Genomic DNA, 23,219 nt, shown 5'->3' on the forward strand with positions numbered 1-23,219 from the left:
CAATTTTATCTTTACACTTAACTACCTGCGATTTCTTGTTATAGTAAGGACGTACGGTATACCACATTCTTTTTGGAATGATTTATTTACACTTAACGATGTACTAGTTTGGTGGTATGATTATTACTTTAACGATATCCGATCCCGCATGTTTGCGGCTCTCCTGGGAACGCCCGCTATGACGCAACCTCTTTTTCTTGTTGGCCCACGAGGCTGTGGTAAGACAACTACCGGTATGACGCTTGCTCAGGCGACCGATTACCAGTTTGTTGATACCGACCAGTGGTTGCAGTCGCATGTGCAAATGACCGTAGCGGAGATGGTCGAGAGAGAAGGGTGGGACGGTTTTCGTGCCAGGGAAACGACGGCGCTTGAGGCGGTTACCGCACCGTCAACGGTTGTGGCGACCGGTGGCGGGATTATTCTTACCGAATACAACCGTCATTACATGCGTAATAACGGCATTGTTTTCTATTTATGCGCTCCGGTGTCGGTATTGGTTGATCGCCTGGAAGCGGCGCCGGAAGAGGGGCTGCGCCCCACCTTAACGGGTAAACCGTTGGGCGAAGAGGTGCGGGAAGTGCTTGAACAACGCGACGCGCTATACCGTGAAGCGGCGCATTACATTGTTGATGCGACGAAAAATCCGGACCAGGTGGTGGGCGAAATTCTCGCGGCACTGTCGCAAGCGCAACTCCGTCGACAGGGTGGCGTCTATACTTAAAGTTCATCCCGTTGTTAAAAAGGAGGAACCATGCCGAACAGTCCCCTCTATCCGCGAAAAGCTTGGATTGTCACCCTTGAAAAAGGGATGCCAGGCCAGACGGCGCTCCGCTACCAGCTTCGGGCCGATTATCCCAAACCAGACTCTTTGATAAGCGAACACGCCAGCGAAGAAGACGCACTGGATGCCAAAAAACGCTATGAAGACCCTGATAAAACCTGATGCCATCACGACTCAGAAAGGACTCTGAGTGTGCCTGGATCACATTTATCACACTCTGTAGCGTTCAGCTAAAACTGAAAATTAAACGATAACAATACAGTACTGGAATTAATTGGAATCTTTACACAATACGTCGCGTAACTGCTGCTACGCTTTTGGGCATTTGTAGCGCAGGTAAGTGTTCGTATATTTACCGGGAATTAACGACGAAGTATAAGAAGGCGGAGCATAAAAATGAGTGCGTCGTTGGCTATTCTCACTATTGGCGTCGTGCCAATGAGTGAAGTCTTACCTCTCCTAACCGAGTATATCGATGAGCAGCATATCGCTCATCATAGTCTGCTGGGAAAAATGTCGCGTGAGGAGGTGATGGCGGATTATGCCGTAGCACCCGGTGATGACCCCCTGCTGACGCTACTCAGTGATAATCAACTTGCTCATGTATCCCGCCAGAAAGTGGAACGGGATCTACAAAGTGTGGTTGAAGTGCTGGATAACCAGGGCTACGACGTGATCCTGTTAATGAGCACCTCGTCGATCAACAACATGTCGACCCGTAATACAATTTTGCTGGAACCCTCGCGTATTATCCCGCCGCTGGTGGCCTCGATCGTCGAAGGGCATCAGGTAGGGGTGATTGTTCCGGTTGAGGCGTTACTGGACGCCCAGACCCAAAAATGGCAGGTATTACAGACGCCACCGGTCTTTTCGCTGGCGAACCCTATCCACGGTTCTGAACAGCAATTGATTGATGCGGGGAAGGCGTTGCTGGAACAGGGCGCTGATGTTGTCATGCTCGATTGCCTGGGGTTTAACCAGCGTCATCGTGATTTACTGCAAAAGGCGCTGGATGTTCCGGTTTTACTTTCTAATGTCTTGATTGCGCGATTGGCGTCGGAATTACTTGTTTAATTTTGCGTGACAGGCTGAAGGTCAGGCCCCTATATTGAGAATTAACTTAATCATGAAACAGGGCCCGTTTATGCTACAAAGCAATGAGTACTTTTCCGGTAAAGTGAAATCAATCGGTTTTACCAGCAGCAGTACTGGCCGCGCCAGTGTTGGCGTCATGGCGGAAGGTGAATATACCTTCAGTACCGCAGCACCGGAAGAAATGACCGTGGTCAGCGGGGCGTTGAATGTTTTGCTACCGGGTGAGACCCAGTGGAATGTGTTTGCTGCAGGCGAGGTGTTTAACGTTCCCGGCAATAGCGAATTCCATCTGCAAGTGGCAGAGCCGACCTCTTATCTTTGCCGCTATCTGTAATGCGATTCCCTCTCCATCGGGAGAGGGAATACCGCGCAACTAGCGTTGCGCTTCACCACCCAGCCCTTCTACCAGACTCTTAATCAGAGCGGCCAGTTCGCCGGTCATCAGGATAAAGTCAGCATCAAAACGTTGGGCAAAATCTTCCCTGTCGATATCTTCGTTTTGATCGCGCAGCTCATCGCAGAATTTCAGGCGTTTGATCGAGCCGTCGTCGCACATCAAAAACTGGATCCGTTGCTGCCAGTCAAGCGCCAGTTTGGTGACCACTTTACCCGCTTCAATATGATTGGCGATTTCGGTGCTGACCAGATCCTGCTTCTTCGCGCGGATCACGCCGCCATCTTCGAGCATGGCTTTCAGTTCGGCTTCATCCAGCAACTGGAATCCCTGAGCAACCGTACCGGAACGCACCCACTCGGTGAGTGTTAATTCGATAGGGTTTTCCAGCGTCAGCGGGACCACCGGCAAGGAGCCCAGGCACTTACGCAGCAGCGCCAGCGTATCTTCCGCTTTTTTGGCGCTTGCGCAGTCGACCATGATCAGGTCATTCACCGTGTCTATCCACATCATTGTCTGGTTAAAACGGCTAAAGGCGCGCGGCAGAAGGGAGTGCAGCACTTCATCTTTCAGCGAATCTTTTTCGGTCTTCTTCAGCTTGCGACCCTGTTCGGCTTCCAGTTTGGCGATTTTCGCTTCCAGCGCCTGTTTGATAACCGGCGCAGGCAGGATCTTCTCTTCTTTGCGCGCGCAAATAATAATTTGGCCATTGGCGGTATGCGTTAATGCATCGCTGTGCGATCCCATCGGCGGTACCCAGCCCATTTTTGCCATATCCTGGCTACCGCAAGGGGTAAACGTCATCGAGGATAGCTGTTTTTCCATCTCCTCAGCACGCAAAGAAACGTCGCGGCTAAGACGGTAAACCATTAAATTTTTGAACCACAGCATGATAATTTCCACGGCCTTGTCGTTAAATGCAGCGGGTATAATAACGAATTGTCGACGGGCTTGCATTGCCAATCAGGAAGCTCGCTTCTACTCTGTTGATATTTCATAAAATGAGGAACGTCGTGTGCGTATAGGTATTGATTTGGGTGGGACCAAAACAGAGGTGATTGCGCTCGGCGACGCGGGGGAACAGTTGTTTCGCCATCGTCTGCCCACGCCGCGCGACGATTATCGACAAACCATTGAGACCATTGCCAGCTTAGTGGAAATGGCTGAACAGGCGACCGGCCAAACGGGAACGGTGGGAATGGGGATTCCGGGGTCCATATCTCCCTACACTGGGGTGGTGAAAAACGCCAACTCTACCTGGCTTAACGGTCAACCGTTCGATAAAGATCTGAGTACGCGCCTTAACCGTGAAGTCCGGCTGGCGAATGACGCCAACTGCCTGGCGGTGTCTGAAGCCGTGGACGGCGCGGCGGCGGGCGCACACGCGGTTTTTGCCGTGATTATCGGCACCGGATGTGGTTCTGGCGTGGCGCTGAACGGCCGTGCGCACATTGGCGGAAATGGCACGGCGGGCGAGTGGGGGCATAATCCGCTGCCGTGGATGGATGAAGACGAGCTTCGCTATCGCGCGGAAGTCCCCTGTTATTGCGGTAAACAAGGTTGCATTGAAACGTTCATCTCCGGAACCGGTTTTGCCACGGATTACCATCGTTTGAGCGGCAACCCGCTGAAAGGCAGCGAAATTATTCGCCTGGCGGAAGAACAGAACGCAACCGCGGAACTGGCGCTGAGTCGCTATGAGTTGCGGCTGGCGAAATCGTTAGCGCATGTGGTGAACATCCTGGACCCGGACGTTATTGTTCTGGGCGGCGGGATGAGTAATGTCGACAGGCTGTACCAAACGGTGCCGTCGTTAATCAAACCGTTTGTTTTTGGCGGCGAGTGCGAGACGCCGATTCGTAAAGCGCTACATGGTGATTCCAGCGGCGTGCGCGGGGCGGCCTGGCTGTGGCCGCAAACGTGATAGTTTAACGCGTTGCCGGATGGCGCTGATACGCCTCCGGCAACATACGGGTTATTCCACCGCAAACATCCTGTCCAGCTTGCTATAGCCCAGTCCATTGATCTTCTTCACTTTGATCTGCACGGGGATCCGTTCTTTCATTGCTTCGACATGGCTTATCACCCCGATGGTTTTACCTGTTGCGTTCAGCGCATCCAGCGCATCCAGCGCAGTGTCCAGCGTTTCGCTGTCCAGGGTGCCAAATCCTTCATCCAGGAACAGGGAGTCGATTCGCGTTTTGTGGCTGACCAGATCCGACAACGCCAACGCCAGCGCCAGGCTCACGAGGAAACTCTCGCCGCCGGAAAGCGTGCGGGTGTCGCGCACGGCATCGGCTTGCCAGGTATCGACCACTTCCAGCTCCAGCGCTTCACTGGCTTTACGTTGCAGTAAATAGCGCCCGTGCAGGCGCGTCAGCTGATTGTTCGCCAGCCAGACCAGATTATCCAGCGTGAGTCCCTGGGCAAATTTACGGAATTTATCGCCCTCTTTAGAGCCGATGAGCGAATTGAGATAGCCCCAGTCTTCCACCTGCTGCGCGGCTTTTTCTATCTCCAGCATCAGTGACTGCTGCTGCTGACGATTGTCGGCATCCTGCTTAAGCTGCTGGCGGATTTCGCCCTGGCGGGTGGCGTTTTCCCGCAACTGGGCGTTGACCTGCGCCAGTGCCTGTTGGATCTGTTCCACTGTGAGGGTGAGATCCAGCGCGTCGGGAGGTTGCTGCTGGTGATCCGCGAACGTCTGGGCGGCCTGTGCAGCTAATGTCTGCGCCTGCTGTAACTGGTTTTCCAGTGACTGCCGGAGTTGCTCAAGACGGTTAACGGTTTCATCATCCAACAAGGCGGCGAGGAACGCGGCCTGGTCATCGAAGACACTGGCCTGCAACGCGGTGTTGAAATGGGCCTGAGCGTCTGCGGCTCGCTGTGTTTCCTGCGCTTCCTGCTGCTGCAGCGTTTGCCATTGACTCTGTAACGAAACGCACTCGTCATGGACCTGTCGCCAGTTTTCCAGAGGCAGAGGGGCGTTATCGTCAACGGCGATATCGGTCGCCGGCAGCGTATCCAGCAGCGGAGTTAATTGGGCAATTCGCGTTTGCAGCTCGGTCAGTTCCGTCTGATGGCGTTGCCACGTTTGCGCTTCCTGCGTTCTTGCGCTGAGCCAGGACTCTTCCTCACCTTCGCCAGGCAGTGACAGCGCGTAGCGTGTCACTTCGGCTAACAGCGACGCGTGGCGTTGCGAGATCTGCTGTTCAAACTGCATCACCTGCTGCGTGTCTGCCGCGATTTGCGCCATCAGAACGTGACGTTGACTCAGTTGATGCAACTGGTGCTCGTAGTCATCCTGCGCGGTCAGCCAGGGCGAAATATCGTCCTGCGGCTGCAACGAAATTTGCAGCCCGGCGCACAGCGTTTGCCATTCCTGAGTAAGTGCTTGCTCTTCCTTTAACAGTGCCTGCGCTTCGCTTTCGTCACGCTGTAATTGCTGCGTGAGGGTGTCGAGTTGCCCGCGCAGCGTGGCGCCTTCTTCTGCCAGCGTTTTGACCTCTTTTTCCAGCGAGTCGCGCCGTGCCTGATTCACCCCGGGTTCGAGAGCCTGATAGACCTCTACGGCAGGGTGTTCGGTGGAGCCACACAGCGGGCACGGCTGACCGGATTGCAATAACGCGCGCTGGCTCTCGAGGTCTTTAATTCGCGCTTCCTGCTCGCAAATCGTTTTTACATCAAGGAATTGCTGATTTTTCTCTTTATAACGCTGCCGCTTTTCCTCAAGCGTGGTAGTACGCTGAGCCTGTTCCTGCTGGCTGTGTTGAATCGCGGCCTGTAGCTGTGCCAGCCGTTTCTGTTTTGGCGCGATCTGTCCGTGGAGCGAGGCGAGGCGCTGGCGCAACGGGCGAAGCTCAGCATGCTGTGCGAGTGCTTGCGTCACGTCATCGGCGGACAAATCCAGCGTTTGCGCCGGGAGCGCGTCAAGCTTACGGGTGTCGCTTTCCTGCTGCTGTTGCCATTTGAGCAACTGCGTTCTGTCGCCGGACTGCTGTGCAAACAGCGCGCGCCACCCGGCCAGTTCACTGCCCCATAAACGAAAACGATCGTGTTCGGTGAGCCATGCCGTTAGCGTCTGCTGTGTGGCGTGCAGTTCAGAAGACTGGCGCTGGGCATGGGAGCGAAGGCGATTGCGCAAGGATAATGAACTCTGTAAGCGAGTGTTCACTTCTTGAATCTGCTTACGTGTGCGGGTAACGGTAGCGGCTTGTTCTTCAATACGCTCCCACAAGGGGCGTAGTTGTCGCGCCGGTTGCGCCAGGTTCAGCGCGGCTAACTGCGGCTGCGCGTTTGCCTGCGCCTCTTGCGCCGAGCGTAGCGCCTGCTGGCGACGAGTGACTTCCGTCTGCAACTCACTCTGGCGTGTCAGCCATTGCAGGTGGTGCTGCTGCGTTTGTTGGCGCGTGAGGGACTGTTTTTCTTCGTCAGTAAGTACCTGCAAACATTCCGTGAGCGCCTGCAGTTGCTCCGGGGCGAGCAGGGCGACGCCGCTGGCCTGCGCCTGCAGTTTTTCCAGCTCGGTGCGGGCCGTTTTGTGTTTCTCAAAGACCATTGCCGAAATCTGGCCATAAATTTCGGTGCCGGTCAGCTCTTCCAGCAGTTCAGCGCGCTCTTTGGGTTTGGCGTTGAGAAACGCGGCAAACTGCCCCTGCGACAACAGCATAGAGCGGGTAAAGCGACCGTAATCCAGCCCGGTCAGCGCGGCGGTCATCTCCAGCTTGTCTTTGACCTTATCGGCGAGAATTTTTCCGTCTGCGCAGCGCGCCAGCTCCACGCGAGGCGTCTGCAAATTACCGTCTGGCTGATTGCGGGCGCGGTTTTGGCTCCAGAACGCGCGGTAGGCTTCGCCTTTGACCTCAAATTCGACTTCCGCCAGACATTCTGCGGTGTCGCGGGTCATCAGATCGTTTTGTGACTGCGAGAGGGTGCTCAGGCGCGGCGTTTCGTGATACAGCGCGAGGCAAATGGCATCCAGCAGCGTGGTTTTCCCGGCACCGGTCGGGCCGGTAATGGCGAACAGTCCGTTGCTGGCGAACGGCTCCGCCGTAAAATCGATTTTCCATTCCCCTTTCAGGGAGTTCAGGTTTTTCAGGCGCAGGCTGATGATTTTCATGCGTCATGTTCCCCGGCGAGAGAGTGTAAGGTGGTGCTGAACAGTTGGTTAAGGCGTTCACGCTGGGGAACCTCCAGCTCTTCCAGCGCCAGACGACGCTCAAAAACCTCTTCCACGCTCAGTTCGCTCAGGGTTTCGCGCCGCTCATTCGCCATGCTTCGCTCACGTTGTTCCCGACTGCGCCGCACCAGCAAAACCTCTACTGGGAGGTCGTCAGTTAACGCCTGAATTTTTCGCTGCATATCGTGCAGGTATTCGTCGGTGGTGATTTCGATATCCAGCCACGTGGGCGGGTGCTGCGCCGCGTTCTTAAACGACGCCAGTTGTTCGGTAATGGCCGCTAAATCGCCTTTCAGCACCGCCAGCGGCTGGGTGACCGGAACGGTGAGGCTCTCTATAGAATGCAGTTTTCCGTCTTCGAAGCTCACCAGATGAACGCATTTGCTTTTTCCGCACTCATCAAAGCTCAGCGCAATGGGAGAACCGCAGTAGCGAATATGCTCCGTCCCGCCAATCACCTGCGCCCGGTGAATGTGCCCCAGCGCGATGTAATCGGCGGGGGGGAAATTTTGCGCCGGAAACGCATCCAGGGTGCCAATGTAGATGTCACGAACCGCGTCACTTTTACTGGCGCCGACGGTCGTCAAATGTCCGGTGGCGATAATCGGCAGCGGTTGTTCGCCGCGCAGTTCGCAGGCCTGCTGATAGTGCTGCTGATAATAGTCGGTGATGGCGGTGAGCAGATGCTGCTGTTTTTCGCGACCGCTGAGACCGGCCTGACTGGTGATGATGTCACGCGGACGTAAAAACGGAATCGGACACAGCACCGCGCCTGGCGTACCGTCGCGACGGGGAAGATAGTGCGGCGCGTGCCCGGCGCTGGCGACCACTGTGGTGTTCAGAAACGCCAGAATCTCGCGTGACTCGTTGAGCGTGGCGACAGAATCATGGTTTCCGGCCAATACCACCAGATGACAGCCTGTTTGCTGCAAATTGACGACAAAACGGTTGTACAGCTCGCGGGCATAGCTTGGCGGCGAGCCCGTATCAAAAATATCACCTGCAACAATGATCGCATCCACCTGCCGGGATTGCGCCGTTTCCAGCAGCCAGTCAAGAAAGGCCTGGTGCTCGTCGGCGCGGCTTTTACTGTAGAAGTTTTGGCCGAGATGCCAGTCAGAGGTGTGTAGGATGCGCATAACAGTTCCATGGCGAAAAAGCGTGAACGGGATTATAACCTTTCAGAGAGGTTAATATCTTGTTTATGGGGTGTCATAAATCAACAATCTGGCGTGGGGATTGACGCTTTTTTTCATAAAACTGTCATAAATCTGACGCATAATGGCGCCGCATTGATAATGATGACTAGCAACTCTATAACAGGGCAAATCATGGCGAGACGTATTCTGGTCGTAGAAGATGAAGCTCCAATTCGCGAAATGGTCTGCTTCGTGCTCGAGCAAAATGGCTTTCAGCCAGTCGAGGCCGAAGATTATGACAGTGCAGTGAACCAACTGAATGAACCCTGGCCGGATCTGATCCTGCTGGACTGGATGTTGCCGGGCGGCTCCGGCCTTCAGTTCATTAAACATCTCAAACGTGAGGCGATGACCCGCGAAATCCCCGTCGTTATGCTAACGGCCAGAGGGGAAGAGGAAGACCGCGTGCGTGGACTGGAAACGGGGGCGGACGACTATGTCACAAAACCGTTCTCGCCCAAGGAGCTGGTCGCGCGGATCAAAGCGGTCATGCGCCGCATTTCACCGATGGCGGTCGAAGAGGTGATTGAGATGCAAGGACTGAGCCTCGACCCGACATCGCACCGGGTGATGACCGGGGAAAGCCCGCTTGATATGGGACCTACCGAATTCAAATTGCTGCACTTTTTTATGACGCATCCTGAGCGCGTCTACAGTCGAGAGCAACTGCTAAACCACGTCTGGGGCACCAACGTGTATGTGGAGGACCGTACGGTCGACGTCCATATTCGCCGCCTGCGTAAAGCGCTGGAACAGAGCGGTCATGACCGCATGGTACAAACCGTACGTGGGACAGGGTATCGCTTTTCGACCCGCTTCTGACGCCTTGCCGCCTATCAGGCTGGCAAGGCTTTCAAATCGTGAATGGAGTGTGACGCGTGCTGGAACGGCTGTCATGGAAAAGGCTGGTGCTGGAGCTGATACTTTGCTGCCTCCCGGCCTTCATCCTTAGTGTATTTTTTGGTTATCTGCCCTGGTTTTTACTGGCGTCGGTAACGGGACTGCTCATCTGGCATTTCTGGAATTTATTACGTCTCTCCTGGTGGTTGTGGGTCGACAGAAGTATGACCCCGCCGCCAGGAAGCGGAAGCTGGGAACCGCTGCTTTACGGCCTGCATCAAATGCAGTTACGTAACAAGAAACGCCGCCGTGAACTGGGGAATCTCATTAAACGTTTTCGCAGCGGGGCGGAATCGCTCCCTGATGCGGTGGTGTTGACCACAGAAGACGGGGGCATCTTTTGGTGTAACGGTCTGGCGCAACAGGTACTGGGATTACGCTGGCCTGATGATAATGGGCAAAACATTCTCAACCTGCTGCGTTATCCGGAATTTACGCAGTATCTGAAAAACCGCGATTTCACCCGACCGATCAATTTGGTGTTAAACACCGGACGGCATCTGGAGATTCGGGTGATGCCCTACACCGACAAGCAGTTGTTGATGGTGGCGCGTGATGTGACGCAAATGCACCAGCTCGAAGGGGCGCGGCGAAACTTTTTCGCCAACGTCAGTCATGAGCTGCGTACACCGCTCACCGTGTTGCAGGGCTATCTGGAGATGATGCAGGAGCAATCTCTGGAGGGGGCCACGCGGGAAAAAGCGCTGCATACGATGCGTGAGCAAACACACCGCATGGAAGGGCTGGTGAAACAGTTACTGACGCTGTCGAAAATTGAGGCCGCGCCTGTACTGCTGCTCAACGAACGCGTGGACGTACCGATGATGCTGCGTGTTGTTGAACGCGAGGCGCAAACGTTAAGTCAGCAGCAGCACAGCTTCACGTTTGAGGTTGACAGTCAGCTTTGCGTGCTGGGCAATGATGATCAGTTGCGTAGTGCGATCTCGAATCTGGTTTATAACGCGGTGAATCACACCCCGGCGGGGACGCATATCACCGTGCGCTGGCAGCTCGCCGCGCAGGGCGTGGAGTTCAGCGTGGAGGATGATGGTCCAGGCATTGCGCCTGAGCATATTCCGCGCCTGACCGAACGTTTTTACCGGGTCGATAAGGCGCGATCCAGGCAAACTGGCGGCAGCGGTTTGGGGCTGGCGATTGTTAAGCACGCATTAAATCATCACGACAGTCGATTGATTATCGACAGCACCGTGGGGAAAGGCACGCGGTTTAGTTTTGTTCTGCCGGAACGTTTAATTGCCAAAAATAATGCTTAATGTTGCAATGTAAGATTATCTTTCCATAAGCCAGCGAATGCTGGCTTTTTTTCTTTGCGGTAAAGATTCACCTGCTGAATTTTTCAACGTCTGATGCTTTTTTGTTCGCATGATTAGCCATGACTTTTTCTTATGGATGGTGTTTTGTTCTAAGCCGTATATTCATCTTGATATATTGTTCTGGTTTTGGGATCCCATCTTGCTTTAAAACGTTATAAGCGTTTAAATTGCGCCTCAGATGCTGTCATACAGACTGCATTAATGCGGTAAATCGAAAAACTATTCTTCGCCGCGCCAGGTCGGGAGCATATCCCGCTGGAATTGATTAAAAATTCCGCTGTATTGTCCCCCAGGGAAAAGCAGAAAATTTAACGTTTTCAACACCACATCCACAGGCAGTAAAATTTTATGACCCATCAGTTAAAATCGCGCGATATTATCGCCTTGGGCTTTATGACATTTGCGCTGTTCGTTGGCGCAGGCAACATTATTTTTCCTCCTATGGTAGGTCTGCAGGCAGGCGAACACGTCTGGACTGCAGCGCTCGGCTTTCTTATCACCGCGGTTGGACTGCCGGTTCTTACGGTTGTGGCGCTGGCAAAAGTCGGTGGTGGCGTAGACAGCCTGAGTGCGCCAATTGGTAAAGTAGCAGGACTTCTGCTGGCCACCGTCTGTTATCTGGCCGTAGGTCCGCTGTTCGCTACGCCGCGTACGGCAACCGTCTCCTTTGAAGTAGGGATTGCGCCGCTGACCGGTAACTCCCCTCTGCCGCTGTTTATCTACAGCGTGGTCTACTTTGCCATTGTGATTCTGGTGTCGCTCTATCCGGGTAAATTGCTGGATACCGTAGGTAACTTCCTGGCGCCGTTGAAGATCATTGCACTGACGGTGCTTTCTGTTGCCGCGATTGTCTGGCCAGCGGGTCCGATCAGCGATGCGATGGAGGCCTACCAAAAATCCGCGTTCTCGAATGGTTTTGTGAACGGCTACCTGACCATGGATACGATGGGCGCGATAGTCTTTGGTATCGTCATTGTCAACGCAGCGCGTTCTCGTGGCGTGACGGAAGCGCGTTTACTGACGCGTTACACCGTGTGGGCGGGTCTGATGGCGGGCGTAGGGTTAACCCTGCTGTATCTCGCGTTGTTCCGCCTGGGGTCAGACAGTGCGATTCTGGTTGACCAGTCTGCAAATGGCGCGGCAATCCTGCATGCTTACGTGCAGCACACCTTCGGTGGTGCGGGTAGCCTGATGCTGGCGGGGCTGATTTTCCTCGCCTGTCTGGTGACGGCGGTTGGCCTGACCTGTGCGTGCGCTGAGTTCTTCGCACAATACGTTCCACTGTCTTATCGTACGCTGGTGTTCATCCTCGGCGGCTTCTCGATGGTGGTATCGAATCTGGGCCTCAGCCACTTGATTCAGGTCTCTATTCCGGTGCTGACGGCGATTTATCCGCCATGTATCGCACTGGTTGTATTAAGTTTTACCCGCTCATGGTGGCATAATTCTTCCCGCGTCATTGCACCTGCGATGTTTATCAGCCTGATTTTTGGTATCCTTGACGGCATTAAAGCATCGGCAATTGGCGACGTATTACCGGCCTGGACCCAGCGTTTACCAATGGCGGAACAAGGGCTGGCGTGGTTGATGCCAACAGTCGTGATGGTGGTCCTGGCGATTATCTGGGATCGCGTTTCGGGTCGACAAGTGACTTCAAGCGCTCACTAAATTCACTGACAGTATGTTTTAACCACGGGGCTATTTTTGATGGCCCCGTGGTTTTTTTATTGTGTTGATGGGTTAGGAATCAATGGAAAGTAATAACAAGCTAAAGCGTGGGCTAAGCACCCGGCATATTCGCTTTATGGCATTGGGTTCAGCAATTGGCACCGGATTATTTTATGGCTCGGCAGATGCCATCAAGATGGCCGGTCCCAGTGTGCTGCTGGCCTACATTATTGGCGGGGTCGCCGCATATATTATTATGCGCGCGCTGGGCGAGATGTCCGTGCATAACCCTTCCGCCAGCTCGTTTTCACGCTATGCGCAAGAGAACCTTGGTCCTCTCGCCGGCTACATTACCGGCTGGACCTACTGTTTTGAAATTCTGATTGTGGCCATCGCGGATGTGACGGCATTTGGCATCTATATGGGCGTCTGGTTCCCTGCCGTCCCGCACTGGATTTGGGTTCTCAGCGTGGTGCTGATTATCTGCGCCGTCAACCTGATGAGCGTGAAGGTGTTCGGCGAACTGGAGTTCTGGTTCTCGTTCTTTAAAGTTGCCACCATCATTGTCATGATTGCTGCCGGTTTCGGCATCATTATCTGGGGTATTGGCAACGGGGGGCAACCGACCGGGATCCATAACCTGTGGAGTAATGGCGGCTTCTTTAGCAACGGTTGGCTGGGCATGGTGATGTCACTGCAAATGGTGATGTTTGCCTACGGCGGGATTGAGATTATTGGTATCACCGCCGGGGAAGCGAAAGACCCGGAGAAGTCGATTCCGCGTGCTATCAACTCTGTGCCGATGCGTATTCTGGTGTTCTATGTCGGTACGCTGTTCGTCATTATGTCTATTTATCCGTGGAATCAGGTGGGTACCAACGGTAGTCCGTTTGTGCTGACGTTCCAGCATCTGGGCATCGCTTTTGCGGCCAGTATCCTCAATTTCGTGGTGTTGACGGCGTCGCTTTCCGCCATCAACTCTGACGTGTTTGGCGTGGGGCGTATGCTGCACGGTATGGCGGAGCAGGGGAGTGCGCCGAAAGTGTTCGCGAAAACCTCGCGTCGCGGTATTCCCTGGGTCACCGTCCTGGTGATGACGATTGCGTTGCTGTTTGCGGCCTGGCTGAACTACATTATGCCGGAGAACGTCTTCCTGGTGATTGCGTCGCTGGCGACCTTTGCCACGGTGTGGGTGTGGATTATGATCCTGCTGTCGCAGATTGCTTTCCGTCGTCGTCTGTCGCCGGAAGAGATCAAAGCGCTGAAGTTTAAAGTGCCTGGCGGCGTGGCAACGACCGTTGTGGGACTGATCTTCCTGGTCTTTATCATCGCGCTTATCGGCTATCATCCGGAGACGCGTATCTCGCTGTACGTCGGTTTCGCGTGGATTGCGCTGCTGCTGGTTGGCTGGATGTTTAAACGTCGTTACGACCGTCAGTTGGCACAAGCGCAGTAATTTTTGCCCGGTGGCGGCTTTGCCGTATCCGGTCTACTTGTGAGCAGGTAGGCCGGATACGCGTAGCGCCGTCCGGCGAAATCTCCTCCCCCTGGCTCCTCCCCCAATAAACAGTAAGATGATGAGTTATCCTGCATTGCGCTATGGCAAGGTGACCTCATTTTCATCAAAGGGGATACGTGATGTTGAACGCCTGGCACCTTCCGGTTGCCCCATTTGTTAAGCAAAACAAAGATAAGCTGGCCATTACGTTATGGTTGCGCGGGGAAAATCCTCCTCAACGTGTGACGCTACGCGCAGAGAATGATAACGAAGAAATTTCGCTGGTCATGCACCCGCTTCGCACACAGCCACAGCCCGGCGTCACGGCCTGGCGCGCGGCGATTGATCTCTCTGGCGGACAACCCCGTCGACGCTACAGTTTCAAACTGCTCTGGCACGATCGCCAGTGCTGGTTTACCCCGCAAGGCTTTAGCCGCTTCCCGCCCGCACGGCTGGAACAGTTCGCGATAGACGCTCCCGATAACGGCCCTCAGTGGGTCGCCGATCAGATTTTTTATCAGATATTCCCCGATCGCTTCGCCCGCAGTCAGCCGCGCAGCGCGGATCAGGACAATGTCTATTATCATCATGCTGCCGGGCAGGATATCGTGCTGCGTGACTGGGACGCGCCGATCACCGCGCAGGCGGGGGGATCCACGTTCTATGGCGGCGATCTGGACGGCATTAGTGAAAAGCTGCCGTACCTGAAAAAGCTGGGCGTGACGGCGCTGTACCTGAATCCTGTCTTTACCGCACCGAGCGTGCATAAATACGACACCGAAGATTATCGTCATGTTGATCCGCAGTTTGGCGGCGATCAGGCGTTGCTGCGCCTGCGGCATAATACGCAGCGCCACGGCATGCGGCTGGTACTGGATGGCGTGTTTAACCACAGCGGCGACTCGCATGCCTGGTTTGACAGGCATAATCGGGGAACCGGCGGTGCCTGTCACAATCCGGAGTCGCCGTGGCGCGACTGGTATCACTTCTCTGATGACGGCGTGGCGCAGGGCTGGCTGGGGTATCCGAGCTTGCCAAAGCTGGATTTCCAGTCCGAAACGCTGGTGAATGAAATTTACCGGGGCGAGGACAGCATCGTTCGGCACTGGCTCAAAGCGCCGTGGAATATGGACGGCTGGCGTCTGGATGTGGTGCATATGCTGGGTGAAGGCGGCGGCGCACGTAATAATCTTCAGCATGTTGCCGGTATTACGCAGGCGGCAAAAGAGACGCAGCCAGAGGCCTATATCGTTGGCGAGCACTTTGGCGATGCGCGCCAGTGGTTACAGGTCGATGCCGAAGATGCGGCGATGAACTATCGCGGTTTTACCTTTCCGCTCTGGGGATTCCTCGCCAATACCGATATCTCTTACGATCCGCAGCATATTGATGCCCAGACCTGTATGGCCTGGATGGACAACTATCGCGCCAGTCTGTCACACCAACAGCAGCTGCGTATGTTTAATCAGCTGGACAGCCACGATACCGCCCGCTTTAAGTCCCTGTTAGGTAAAGACGTGGCGCGCTTACCGTTGGCGGTGGTCTGGTTATTTACCTGGCCTGGCGTCCCCTGTATCTATTACGGTGATGAAGTGGGGCTGGATGGCAATAACGATCCGTTCTGCCGTAAACCCTTCCCGTGGCAGGCAGAAAAACAGGATGGTGAATTACTGGCATTGTATCAACGGCTGGCGAAACTGCGCCATCGCAGCCAGGCGCTACGTCATGGCGGCTGTCAGGTCATTTATGCCGAAGAGAATGTGGTGGTCTTTGTCCGGGTATTACATCAGCAGCGGGTGCTGGTGGCGATTAACCGGGGCGAGGCCTGCGAAGTGGTGTTAGCCGATTCGCCGCTGCTCAATGTGACTTCATGGCAATGCCATGAAGGGAAAGGTCAGCTTGCGGAGGATATTCTCACTCTGCCGGCCATTTCTGCTTCTGTGTGGGTCAGTCACTGATACAGATTTGCGATTTCAGTGCTGGTGAGTAACGCTTCACGCCACCAGCGCTGTGCAAGACCGTCGCTGTGATTGCGCCATGCCATGTAGGCCACGTCTTTTTCGCGAAATGAAATCACGGATTTTTCCACCAGCTCACCACAGGCCAGCCACGGTCTGGCGATATGCCGGGGAAGGAATCCGCAGCCGATGCCCGCACGTAACAGCGTGACTTTACTGCTAAAACTGTCGACACGAATTTGCGCCTGTTCATCCATCAAATTAGATTGTAGCGGCTGACAATAGCGGGCGCTGTCGCTGATCACCGCCGCCCGATGCAGGCAAAGTTGCTCATTGGTCAACGCATCCGACGCGCTTGCCAGTGGGTGCGAAGGGGCGACGACAAACACATTATCCAGCGTGCCAAGCATTTTGTACGACCATGCGGCAGAGGTGGGCGGCTCATTGATGGCGCCGAGAATAATATCCGCGCCATTATGCGTCAGCTCCTCCCAGGAGCCCGCCAGCGTATGATGGGTAAAATTGAGGCGCGTTTGCTTGTTGAGCGCGTCGAACGCCTCGATGAGCGGGAGCAACGCCTCAAAAGGAAACGAATCGTCGAGTGCGATAGCCAGCTCTTTTTCCCAGCCAGAACTTAACTGAACAGCCTGCTTTTCCAGATCTTTTGCCGCACTGAGCAGTAACCGTCCCTTTTCCAGCATCATCCGTCCGGTGTCGGTAAATTTCGCCCGGTGACCGGAGCGGTCGAGTAGCTCAATATTCAGATCGTTTTCCAGCTTCTGAATCATGTAGCTGAGTGCCGCCGGGGTTTTAAAGAGTGATTCGGCTGCGGCGGCAAATGAGCCGTGCTTGTCGAGAGCGTCGAGGATAAGCAAAACATCCAGATTGATTCGCATGGGCTGAAAATATCCTGAAAATTAAACAACTCAGTTGTACCGAATAGAGAAAAACAAAGCCAGTGAATATTTTAGAGTGGAATCTGTAAATTTTTTGATGATGACTGCGACTTTACTTAATACAAAATTATTATCGTCACCGAATGGTAAGTTTTCTTTAATAACTCATTAGAAATTTCCCGCTATACTCAACAAGCTTTCTGATTCAGGATCTTACTACTGACGGAAGATACAGACCGTCACCTTTTAACTCATTGATTAAGAAGGTGTGATATGTCTATTCGGGAACTCATTAATCCTGACAATTCTACGCTTATTTTTATTGACCATCAGCCGCAAATGTCATTTGGCGTGGCAAATATTGATCGTCAAACCCTGAAAAATAATACCGTTGCGTTAGCGAAAGCCGGGAAAATATTTAAAGTTCCGGTCATTTATACTTCTGTTGAAACGAAAAGTTTTAGTGGTTATATCTGGCCGGAATTACTGGCGGTGCATCCTGATGTGAAACCCATTGAACGTACCTCAATGAATTCATGGGAAGATGCGGCGTTTGTAAAAGCGGTAGAAGCGACCGGTCGTAAAAAATTGATTATCTCTGCGTTGTGGACCGAAGTGTGTCTGACATTCCCGGCGTTGATGGCGCTGGAAGCGGGTTACGAAGTGTATGTGGTCACTGACACCTCCGGCGGTACTTCTGTTGACGCGCATGAACGTTCGATTGACCGCATGGTGCAGGCAGGCGCGGTTCCCGTAACCTGGCAGCAGGTGTTACTGGAATACCAGCGCGACTGGTCCCGTAAAGAAACCTATGACGCCGTCATGGATCTGGTGCGCGAACACAGCGGCGCCTACGGTATGGGGGTGGATTACGCCTACACCCTGGTGCATGGCGCGCCTGAACGCAAAGCGTGATGCCAATGGCGGGGCAATCCCGCCATTCTCCTTGTGCAAGGAACCTTCCATGGCGCAACAAAATAAACACGTGACGCTGGTCATTACGCATACATTGCAGCCCAACCAGGCGGAGCGCTATGAGCAATGGCTGGGGAAAATTATGCCGGTGGCGGCGGAGTTTCCCGGGCATCTGGGGGCGAACGTTATTCGTCCCGCTGACGGACAAACTCTGTGGAACATCATTATTCGTTTCGACACCCTGGAGCATCTCTACAACTGGACCCAGTCGGATACGCGTCGGGTACTGGTGGAAGAAATAGTCCCGCTGCTGGCGGAAGGTGATAAAACGGAAGTCCGCACCGAAGCGGCGTTCTGGTTTACGCCGCCAGCGCCCCACGTCCGTCAGCCGCTGCGCTGGAAACAGTTTCTGATAACCCTGCTGGTTATTTTTCCCAGCACCAATCTGGTGCCGTGGATAACCGGCATGATCCTTCCCGCACTGAAGGGGTCAATGCTATTGCATCTGATTAATGATGCCTGTGTGGTTGCGCTGGTGGTCTGGCTCTGGATGCCCATCGTAACCCGTCTGTTTGCCGGATGGCTGAAAAAAGCCTGATCGGTTTTTCAGGAGATTGTTATGTCTCAAACTGCCACACTTATTCTGACGCACGGAAAAATCCATACCCTTGACCGACAATGCCCGAAGGCGGAAGCCGTGGCGATCAAAGATGGAAAAATTCTGGCGACCGGTACTCATGACAGGATCATGAGCTTTGCCGCTGACGGGACACAAATTGTTGATCTAAAAGGTCACACGGTGATCCCCGGTTTAAACGACTCCCACCTGCATTTAATTCGCGGCGGCCTCAATTACAATCTGGAATTACGCTGGGAAGGCGTGCCGTCATTGGCGGACGCGCTGCGTATGTTAAAAGATCAGGCGGATCGAACGCCATCACCGCAATGGGTCCGCGTGGTGGGGGGCTGGAGTGAGTTTCAGTTCGCGGAACGCCGCATGCCGACGCTGGAAGAGCTGAACGACGCGGCACCGGATACACCGGTGTTTGTGCTGCATCTTTACGATCGCGCGCTGCTCAACCGGGCGGCCTTGAAAGCGGTTGGCTATACCAAAGCGACGCCAGACCCGGTCGGTCGGGGATCCCGGTGTCGGATGACCAGGCCTTCTGGGGTGCGCTCGGCTGTTCCTGCTTCGCATTTTAATGTTCGACATGCCGGATGACGCTCACGTTCATCCGGCAAAACCCGCCGATCTTTTCTAGAATTGTTTTCATTTAGCTTACAGGGATGGCACAAATGCAACATTGTGTGCCAATCTACGCGCTCCTTGCACAGTGAAGGTGGAAACATGGATGATTTTGTAATCCTTGGCTGCATTGCTCTTTTTTTTGGACTGGTGGTGCCGATACTGGCGATTGTCGCGCTGAATCGGACGTCCGTGCTCCGATATGAACTTTCCATTCTGCGCCGACGGGTTGAAGAACTTGAACAGCGTGGCGCGGGCACTGCGCCCGTTCAACAGGCGACACCTGAGCCTGTTATCCCCGAAGAACCGATATCGGAGGACGTGGTGACCGCCGCCGCGTCAGGGGTTGAACGTCCTCAACTCTCCATCGTCATGCCTGAAAACGTCGACGCGCCGCCTGTGAAACCGGCGAAACCCTCTGCGTTTGGCGGCGTTTTCTCTTCACTGGCGCGCTGGTTTATGCAGGGAAATCCGCTGGCCAAACTGGGGATCTTGCTGCTCTTCTTCGGTTTATCATTCCTGCTGCGCTATACGGTTGAACATTCCCTATTTCCCCTTGAGCTGCGCCTTGTGGCGGCGGCGCTGTTTGCCGTGGTGTTGCTCGCAGTGGGCTGGCGCTTGCGGCACAAACAGCCCGTCTATGCCTTAATTCTGCAAGGGGGGGCAACCGGCGCGCTTTATTTGACCGTCTTTGGCGCATTCCGGCTGTGGCAAATGTTGCCGCTCACGCTGGCGTTTGCACTGCTGGTGCTCATCTGCGCGGCAAGCGTGGGGCTCGCGATTTTGCAAAAAGCGCTGAGCCTGGCGATGCTGGCAAGTATCGGCGGCTATCTTGCCCCGCTGCTGCTTTCCACCGGGAGCGGCAACTATGTCGCGTTGTTCTCGTTTTACCTCCTGCTTTCGCTCGGCATTCTCGCCATCAGCATCTGGCAGCACTGGCGTGAGCTCAATCTGTTGGGGCTGCTGTTTACCTTCGGAGTCGGTGGGCTGTGGGGGCTGAGTGATTACCGGCCTGAGTACTGGCTCAATTGCCAGCTTTTCCTGATCGCCAACATCCTCATTTTTGGCGTGTTGAGCGTGGCGCTTTCGCTGCGGGCGCAGGAGAAGAGCAAGCGTATTATTGACGGCGTGCTGGTGTTTGCGCCTCCGGTGATTGGATTTGGTATGCAGTACGCCATGACTGAGCATCTGGAATATGGCCCGGCTCTCAGTGCGCTGGGATTTGGCGGTTTCTACATGGTGCTGGCGTGGCTGGCATTACGCCGTTTTCCGTCGATGGGACGGCCACTGGCCCTGGCGGCGCTGGCGCTTGGCGGGGCATTTGCCACGCTGGCCATCCCGCTGGCGCTTTCCGCACGCTGGACGGCGATGGCATGGGCGCTTGAAGGACTGGGCGTGCTGTGGCTGGGCATTCAGCAACAGCAGCGACGGATGAGCTACAGCGGTACCGCACTGATGCTGCTGGCGGTGGTCAGCGGGGGCTGGGCACTGGCAGAAAATGCCGCGCCGCTGTCGGTGATGATGATCTTTTCTGTGCTGAGTCTGTGTTGGCTGGCAGGGGCGTGGCTGTGGCGCAGTGAAAAGGTGCAGATCAGTTGGGCGCTGCTGGCGGGGGGCGTGGCATTCTGGATCGTCGCCATTGTGGGCGCATCACAACTGGCGCTTGAAGACTCAGGTTCTGAATGGTTTGGCGCGCTGGCGCTGATGACTGTTTCTGGCATGCTGTGGCGTTATCTGAGCGGGCGATTCGCATGGCGAGAGCTGGGGTACAGCCAGTGGCTGCAGTGGCCCGCCATGCTGTTGCTGCTGATGTATCAAATAGATTTAAAGCAGATTTTTGCCGCTGGCTGGCAAAATCTGGTGTGGTGCGTGGCATTGCCTTGCGCGGTGTTCATGCTGTATCGCGATGGCCCACGTTTGTTGTCACGCCTCTCGCAGGCGCTGCATCTTTCTCTGTTCTGGATGATCTTACTGGCGTTCGCTATGGAGTTATTCTGGTTTACGCAGGCATTGCCGTGGGGAATGGACGCCTGGCGCAGCGGTCTGATGATGGCGGCAGGCGGGATCGTCATTCTGCTGGTACATACGGCGCTTCGCCGCAAACTGTGGCCGTTCGCGACCTGGCCTGTTCTGTATGGCGCTATCGCACTAGCACCGCTGGCCGTTATTTTGCTGTTGTATCTGCTGTTGGCGAATCTGGAAGATGGCGTGGTTCTCCATCAGCGTTACATTCCTGGGATTAACCCGCTTGAAGAGGGGGCGGCCTTCGCGTTGTTGGGGCTGTATATTCTTGTTCGTTTCTCTCTTCGCGTATTACCTGCGCCGTTAGCGGCGCACCGTTCATGGGGGCGGGTTGCGCTGGCAGCGCTGGCATTTTGGTGGCTGAATGGGGCGCTGATGCGCGCGCTGTCGTGGTATGGCGATGTTGCGTGGAGCAGTGATGCGTTATGGCATTCGCGCTTGATCCAGACCTGTTTTGCCCTGTTTTGGATGCTCACGGCGTTAATTGTCATGATCCGCGCTACGCGACGTGGTTCGCGACGGGAATGGTTTTGTGGCGCGGCCTTTCTGGGCATCGTTATCATTAAACTGATGCTGGTGGACAGTGCGAACGGCGGCGGGTTAGCGCGCGCCGTCGCCTTTATTGGCGTGGCGATTCTGGTTTTAATCGTGGGGTACTTCTCACCGTTACCGCCCAGGGCAGGAGACGAAAAATGAACGGGATGAAAGGTGTGTTATGGAGTGTCCTGTTGGGGATGACGTTTCCGGTGTTCAGCCGTGACGAGGCACCGGAGACGCCGCAGGATTACGCGGTGGGGATGACGCTGGAGACACACGGGGAATCGCCCTGGTATCGCGTCTCGCTCCCAATGGAGGTCTATGCCACCAGCGTCTGGCCGGATTTACGTGATGTGCGCGTGTTTAACCGCCAGGGCGACGTGGTGCCTTTCGTGCTTGAGGTGCAGAAATCGCAGGCCACGGAGCCAAAAGCCGTTCCGCTTCGACTCTTTGCGTTTGATGCCTCACCTGTCCCGATGAAACCGAATGACGATAGCGGTACGCAGACGGTGCTGCTGCGTTCGAAAAGCGGGCTGGAAATCCATTTTGAGAGCGAAGATGCCAAAGAGATTGGGCAAAGTTTTCTGCTGACGCTGCCGGAAAATGGGGTGGAATCCCTGCAGGTTTCCCGGTTGCGCCTGGACTGGCGCGATCCCGCAGAAAACTGGCAGGGAAAAGCCTCGGTGTATTACAGCCGTGACTTACATCGTTGGGATGAGATTCAGGATGCCTCGCAGCTTATGGATTTGAAACGTGGCGATGATCGACTGAAAATCGACACCCTCCGTGCAGACATCACGCTGTCAACGGATAGCATCGCTTATCTGCTGGTTATCCTGGATCCGCAAAGCCCGACGTTGATTCTGAATGGCGTGAGCGCACTCACCGACACAAACCCGCCTGCCGCCGAGCGCGTCTTGCTGAATGCCCGTGGCAGTAAAGTTTCGCCTACCGAGGCTATCTGGCGATGGGATCATCCCCAATCGCTGACGGCGCTGGACATCATTCTGGACAATAAAGGGATCTTACCTGTCGAGCTGGAGTGGCGCAGCAGCGAAAAAGAGGCATGGCGACCGTTGAGCAAGACGGTGCTCTTTTGGCTGGATGGGCAGTTTTCTGACAGTATTCCCCTCTCTGGTGCGTTGGTAGAGGCGGTTCGCATGACCACCCTGAATGCCAAATTGCCGGAGACACTCCCGGTGGTGAGAGGCGTTCGCGACAGTTATCAGGTGATTTTCAATGCCCAGGGGACGAGTCCTTACATGCTGGCGTGGGGAAACGGGGCGGCAGTCAAGGCGGATGTCAGCATGGATATGCTGATCCCGAAAGCATTGCGTGAAAGGCAGAAGATTGACGCTCTGCCGAGGGTTTTCCCGCATACCCGCGTGGTTCTGGGGGGAGAAGCACGGTTAACGGCCACCTCAGCGGCTGAACAACAGCGTTTGTGGAAAACATTGCTGGTCTGGGGAGCGTTAATTCTTGGCGTGGCGGTACTGCTGACAATGGCGTGGCGAATCTGGCGTGAGGTGAAGAAGGGCGGCGCGGCGTAACACAATAAAAAAGGCTCGCCGTGGCGAGCCTTTTCTTAATTCAT

At 54.8% G+C, this 23,219-nt stretch carries 18 protein-coding genes and 1 pseudogene; 15 read left to right on the plus strand and 4 right to left on the minus strand.

Annotated features, from left to right (window positions below):
* Positions 1-178 precede the first annotated feature (178 nt).
* The 4 genes from aroL to ppnP all read left to right on the plus strand — a co-directional run bounded on the left by aroL (position 179) and on the right by ppnP (position 2,213).
* The gene (aroL, locus tag AC07NP_RS00075) at positions 179-724 is read left to right on the plus strand and encodes a shikimate kinase AroL (protein ID WP_203358709.1); all 546 of its coding nucleotides are present in this window, start codon (positions 179-181) and stop codon (positions 722-724) included.
* Positions 725-754: 30 nt separating this feature from the next.
* Positions 755-946 carry a YaiA family protein gene (locus AC07NP_RS00080; RefSeq protein ID WP_192611329.1) on the plus strand — a complete coding sequence of 64 codons (192 nt, stop codon included), beginning with the start codon at positions 755-757 and terminating at the stop codon, positions 944-946.
* Between the two features lie 234 nt (positions 947-1,180).
* Positions 1,181-1,858, plus strand: a complete 678-nt coding sequence (locus tag AC07NP_RS00085) for an AroM family protein (protein ID WP_494659201.1) — start codon at positions 1,181-1,183, stop codon at positions 1,856-1,858.
* 70 nt (positions 1,859-1,928) lie between these two features.
* Positions 1,929-2,213, plus strand: coding sequence for a pyrimidine/purine nucleoside phosphorylase (ppnP, locus tag AC07NP_RS00090; RefSeq protein ID WP_494659202.1), 285 nt, complete (start codon positions 1,929-1,931; stop codon positions 2,211-2,213).
* 39 nt (positions 2,214-2,252) lie between these two features.
* Here the strand turns inward: ppnP and rdgC are convergent, their stop codons facing one another.
* Positions 2,253-3,164, minus strand: a complete 912-nt coding sequence (gene rdgC, locus AC07NP_RS00095) for a recombination-associated protein RdgC (RefSeq protein WP_192611332.1) — start codon at positions 3,162-3,164, stop codon at positions 2,253-2,255.
* Between the two features lie 124 nt (positions 3,165-3,288).
* Here rdgC and mak point away from each other — a divergent pair, with 124 nt between their 5' ends.
* Entirely contained in the window at positions 3,289-4,197 is a 909-nt protein-coding gene (gene mak / locus AC07NP_RS00100; RefSeq protein ID WP_203358706.1) for a fructokinase, read from the plus strand.
* Positions 4,198-4,248: 51 nt separating this feature from the next.
* On the opposite strand, the gene sbcC is transcribed toward mak, so the two are convergent.
* Positions 4,249-7,392, minus strand: a complete 3,144-nt coding sequence (gene sbcC, locus AC07NP_RS00105) for an exonuclease subunit SbcC (protein ID WP_494659203.1) — start codon at positions 7,390-7,392, stop codon at positions 4,249-4,251.
* Complete coding sequence (gene sbcD, locus AC07NP_RS00110; RefSeq protein ID WP_494659204.1) at positions 7,389-8,591, minus strand: exonuclease subunit SbcD; 1,203 nt, start codon at positions 8,589-8,591, stop codon at positions 7,389-7,391. Before sbcD ends, sbcC begins: the two co-directional genes overlap by 4 nt.
* 192 nt (positions 8,592-8,783) lie before the next feature.
* On the opposite strand from sbcD, the gene phoB reads away from it, so the two are divergent.
* The 5 genes from phoB (at position 8,784) to malZ (ending at position 16,009) form a co-directional block, all read left to right on the plus strand.
* Positions 8,784-9,473 (plus strand): phosphate response regulator transcription factor PhoB, encoded by a 690-nt coding sequence (gene phoB, locus AC07NP_RS00115; protein ID WP_494659205.1) that lies wholly within the window; start codon positions 8,784-8,786, stop codon positions 9,471-9,473.
* A gap of 56 nt (positions 9,474-9,529) precedes the next feature.
* A complete protein-coding gene (phoR, locus tag AC07NP_RS00120; protein WP_494659206.1) occupies positions 9,530-10,825 on the plus strand; it encodes a phosphate regulon sensor histidine kinase PhoR in 1,296 nt (431 codons plus the stop codon).
* Between the two features lie 408 nt (positions 10,826-11,233).
* A complete protein-coding gene (gene brnQ, locus AC07NP_RS00125; protein ID WP_494659207.1) occupies positions 11,234-12,553 on the plus strand; it encodes a branched-chain amino acid transporter carrier protein BrnQ in 1,320 nt (439 codons plus the stop codon).
* Between the two features lie 82 nt (positions 12,554-12,635).
* The gene (proY, locus tag AC07NP_RS00130) at positions 12,636-14,009 is read left to right on the plus strand and encodes a proline-specific permease ProY (protein ID WP_203358700.1); all 1,374 of its coding nucleotides are present in this window, start codon (positions 12,636-12,638) and stop codon (positions 14,007-14,009) included.
* Positions 14,010-14,191: 182 nt separating this feature from the next.
* Positions 14,192-16,009 carry a maltodextrin glucosidase gene (gene malZ / locus AC07NP_RS00135; protein WP_494659208.1) on the plus strand — a complete coding sequence of 606 codons (1,818 nt, stop codon included), beginning with the start codon at positions 14,192-14,194 and terminating at the stop codon, positions 16,007-16,009.
* On the opposite strand, the gene AC07NP_RS00140 is transcribed toward malZ, so the two are convergent.
* On the minus strand, positions 16,003-16,905 hold the full coding sequence (locus tag AC07NP_RS00140; protein WP_494659209.1) for a LysR family transcriptional regulator: 903 nt from the start codon (positions 16,903-16,905) through the stop codon (positions 16,003-16,005). The genes malZ and AC07NP_RS00140 overlap by 7 nt on opposite strands.
* 273 nt (positions 16,906-17,178) lie before the next feature.
* On the opposite strand from AC07NP_RS00140, the gene AC07NP_RS00145 reads away from it, so the two are divergent.
* The 5 genes and pseudogenes from AC07NP_RS00145 to AC07NP_RS00165 all read left to right on the plus strand — a co-directional run bounded on the left by AC07NP_RS00145 (position 17,179) and on the right by AC07NP_RS00165 (position 23,175).
* Positions 17,179-17,820 carry a hydrolase gene (locus tag AC07NP_RS00145; protein WP_203358697.1) on the plus strand — a complete coding sequence of 214 codons (642 nt, stop codon included), beginning with the start codon at positions 17,179-17,181 and terminating at the stop codon, positions 17,818-17,820.
* Between the two features lie 49 nt (positions 17,821-17,869).
* Positions 17,870-18,418: an antibiotic biosynthesis monooxygenase gene (locus AC07NP_RS00150; RefSeq protein WP_494659210.1), complete on the plus strand. Its 549-nt coding sequence runs from the start codon at positions 17,870-17,872 to the stop codon at positions 18,416-18,418.
* A gap of 21 nt (positions 18,419-18,439) precedes the next feature.
* Positions 18,440-18,955: pseudogene (locus AC07NP_RS00155) on the plus strand (amidohydrolase family protein); the annotation flags it as partial.
* A 213-nt stretch (positions 18,956-19,168) separates the two neighbouring features.
* Positions 19,169-21,784 carry a DUF2339 domain-containing protein gene (locus tag AC07NP_RS00160; RefSeq protein WP_494659211.1) on the plus strand — a complete coding sequence of 872 codons (2,616 nt, stop codon included), beginning with the start codon at positions 19,169-19,171 and terminating at the stop codon, positions 21,782-21,784.
* Positions 21,781-23,175: a DUF3999 domain-containing protein gene (locus tag AC07NP_RS00165; RefSeq protein WP_494659212.1), complete on the plus strand. Its 1,395-nt coding sequence runs from the start codon at positions 21,781-21,783 to the stop codon at positions 23,173-23,175. Before AC07NP_RS00160 ends, AC07NP_RS00165 begins: the two co-directional genes overlap by 4 nt.
* Positions 23,176-23,219 lie beyond the last annotated feature (44 nt).

Source organism: Citrobacter sp. GW821-FHT07H02, assembly GCF_059418505.1.

Bases quoted from the DNA above. Each gene is read 5' to 3' on its own strand.
- phoB (WP_494659205.1), top strand. From the start codon at position 8,784: ATGGCGAGACGTATTCTGGTCGTAGAAGATGAAGCTCCAATTCGCGAA.
- ppnP (WP_494659202.1), top strand. From the start codon at position 1,929: ATGCTACAAAGCAATGAGTACTTTTCCGGTAAAGTGAAATCAATCGGT.
- AC07NP_RS00080 (WP_192611329.1), top strand. From the start codon at position 755: ATGCCGAACAGTCCCCTCTATCCGCGAAAAGCTTGGATTGTCACCCTT.
- AC07NP_RS00085 (WP_494659201.1), top strand. From the start codon at position 1,181: ATGAGTGCGTCGTTGGCTATTCTCACTATTGGCGTCGTGCCAATGAGT.
- AC07NP_RS00150 (WP_494659210.1), top strand. From the start codon at position 17,870: ATGGCGCAACAAAATAAACACGTGACGCTGGTCATTACGCATACATTG.
- AC07NP_RS00145 (WP_203358697.1), top strand. From the start codon at position 17,179: ATGTCTATTCGGGAACTCATTAATCCTGACAATTCTACGCTTATTTTT.
- AC07NP_RS00140 (WP_494659209.1), bottom strand. From the start codon at position 16,905: ATGCGAATCAATCTGGATGTTTTGCTTATCCTCGACGCTCTCGACAAG.
- sbcD (WP_494659204.1), bottom strand. From the start codon at position 8,591: ATGCGCATCCTACACACCTCTGACTGGCATCTCGGCCAAAACTTCTAC.
- AC07NP_RS00160 (WP_494659211.1), top strand. From the start codon at position 19,169: ATGGATGATTTTGTAATCCTTGGCTGCATTGCTCTTTTTTTTGGACTG.
- aroL (WP_203358709.1), top strand. From the start codon at position 179: ATGACGCAACCTCTTTTTCTTGTTGGCCCACGAGGCTGTGGTAAGACA.
- malZ (WP_494659208.1), top strand. From the start codon at position 14,192: ATGTTGAACGCCTGGCACCTTCCGGTTGCCCCATTTGTTAAGCAAAAC.
- rdgC (WP_192611332.1), bottom strand. From the start codon at position 3,164: ATGCTGTGGTTCAAAAATTTAATGGTTTACCGTCTTAGCCGCGACGTT.
- brnQ (WP_494659207.1), top strand. From the start codon at position 11,234: ATGACCCATCAGTTAAAATCGCGCGATATTATCGCCTTGGGCTTTATG.
- AC07NP_RS00165 (WP_494659212.1), top strand. From the start codon at position 21,781: ATGAACGGGATGAAAGGTGTGTTATGGAGTGTCCTGTTGGGGATGACG.
- proY (WP_203358700.1), top strand. From the start codon at position 12,636: ATGGAAAGTAATAACAAGCTAAAGCGTGGGCTAAGCACCCGGCATATT.
- sbcC (WP_494659203.1), bottom strand. From the start codon at position 7,392: ATGAAAATCATCAGCCTGCGCCTGAAAAACCTGAACTCCCTGAAAGGG.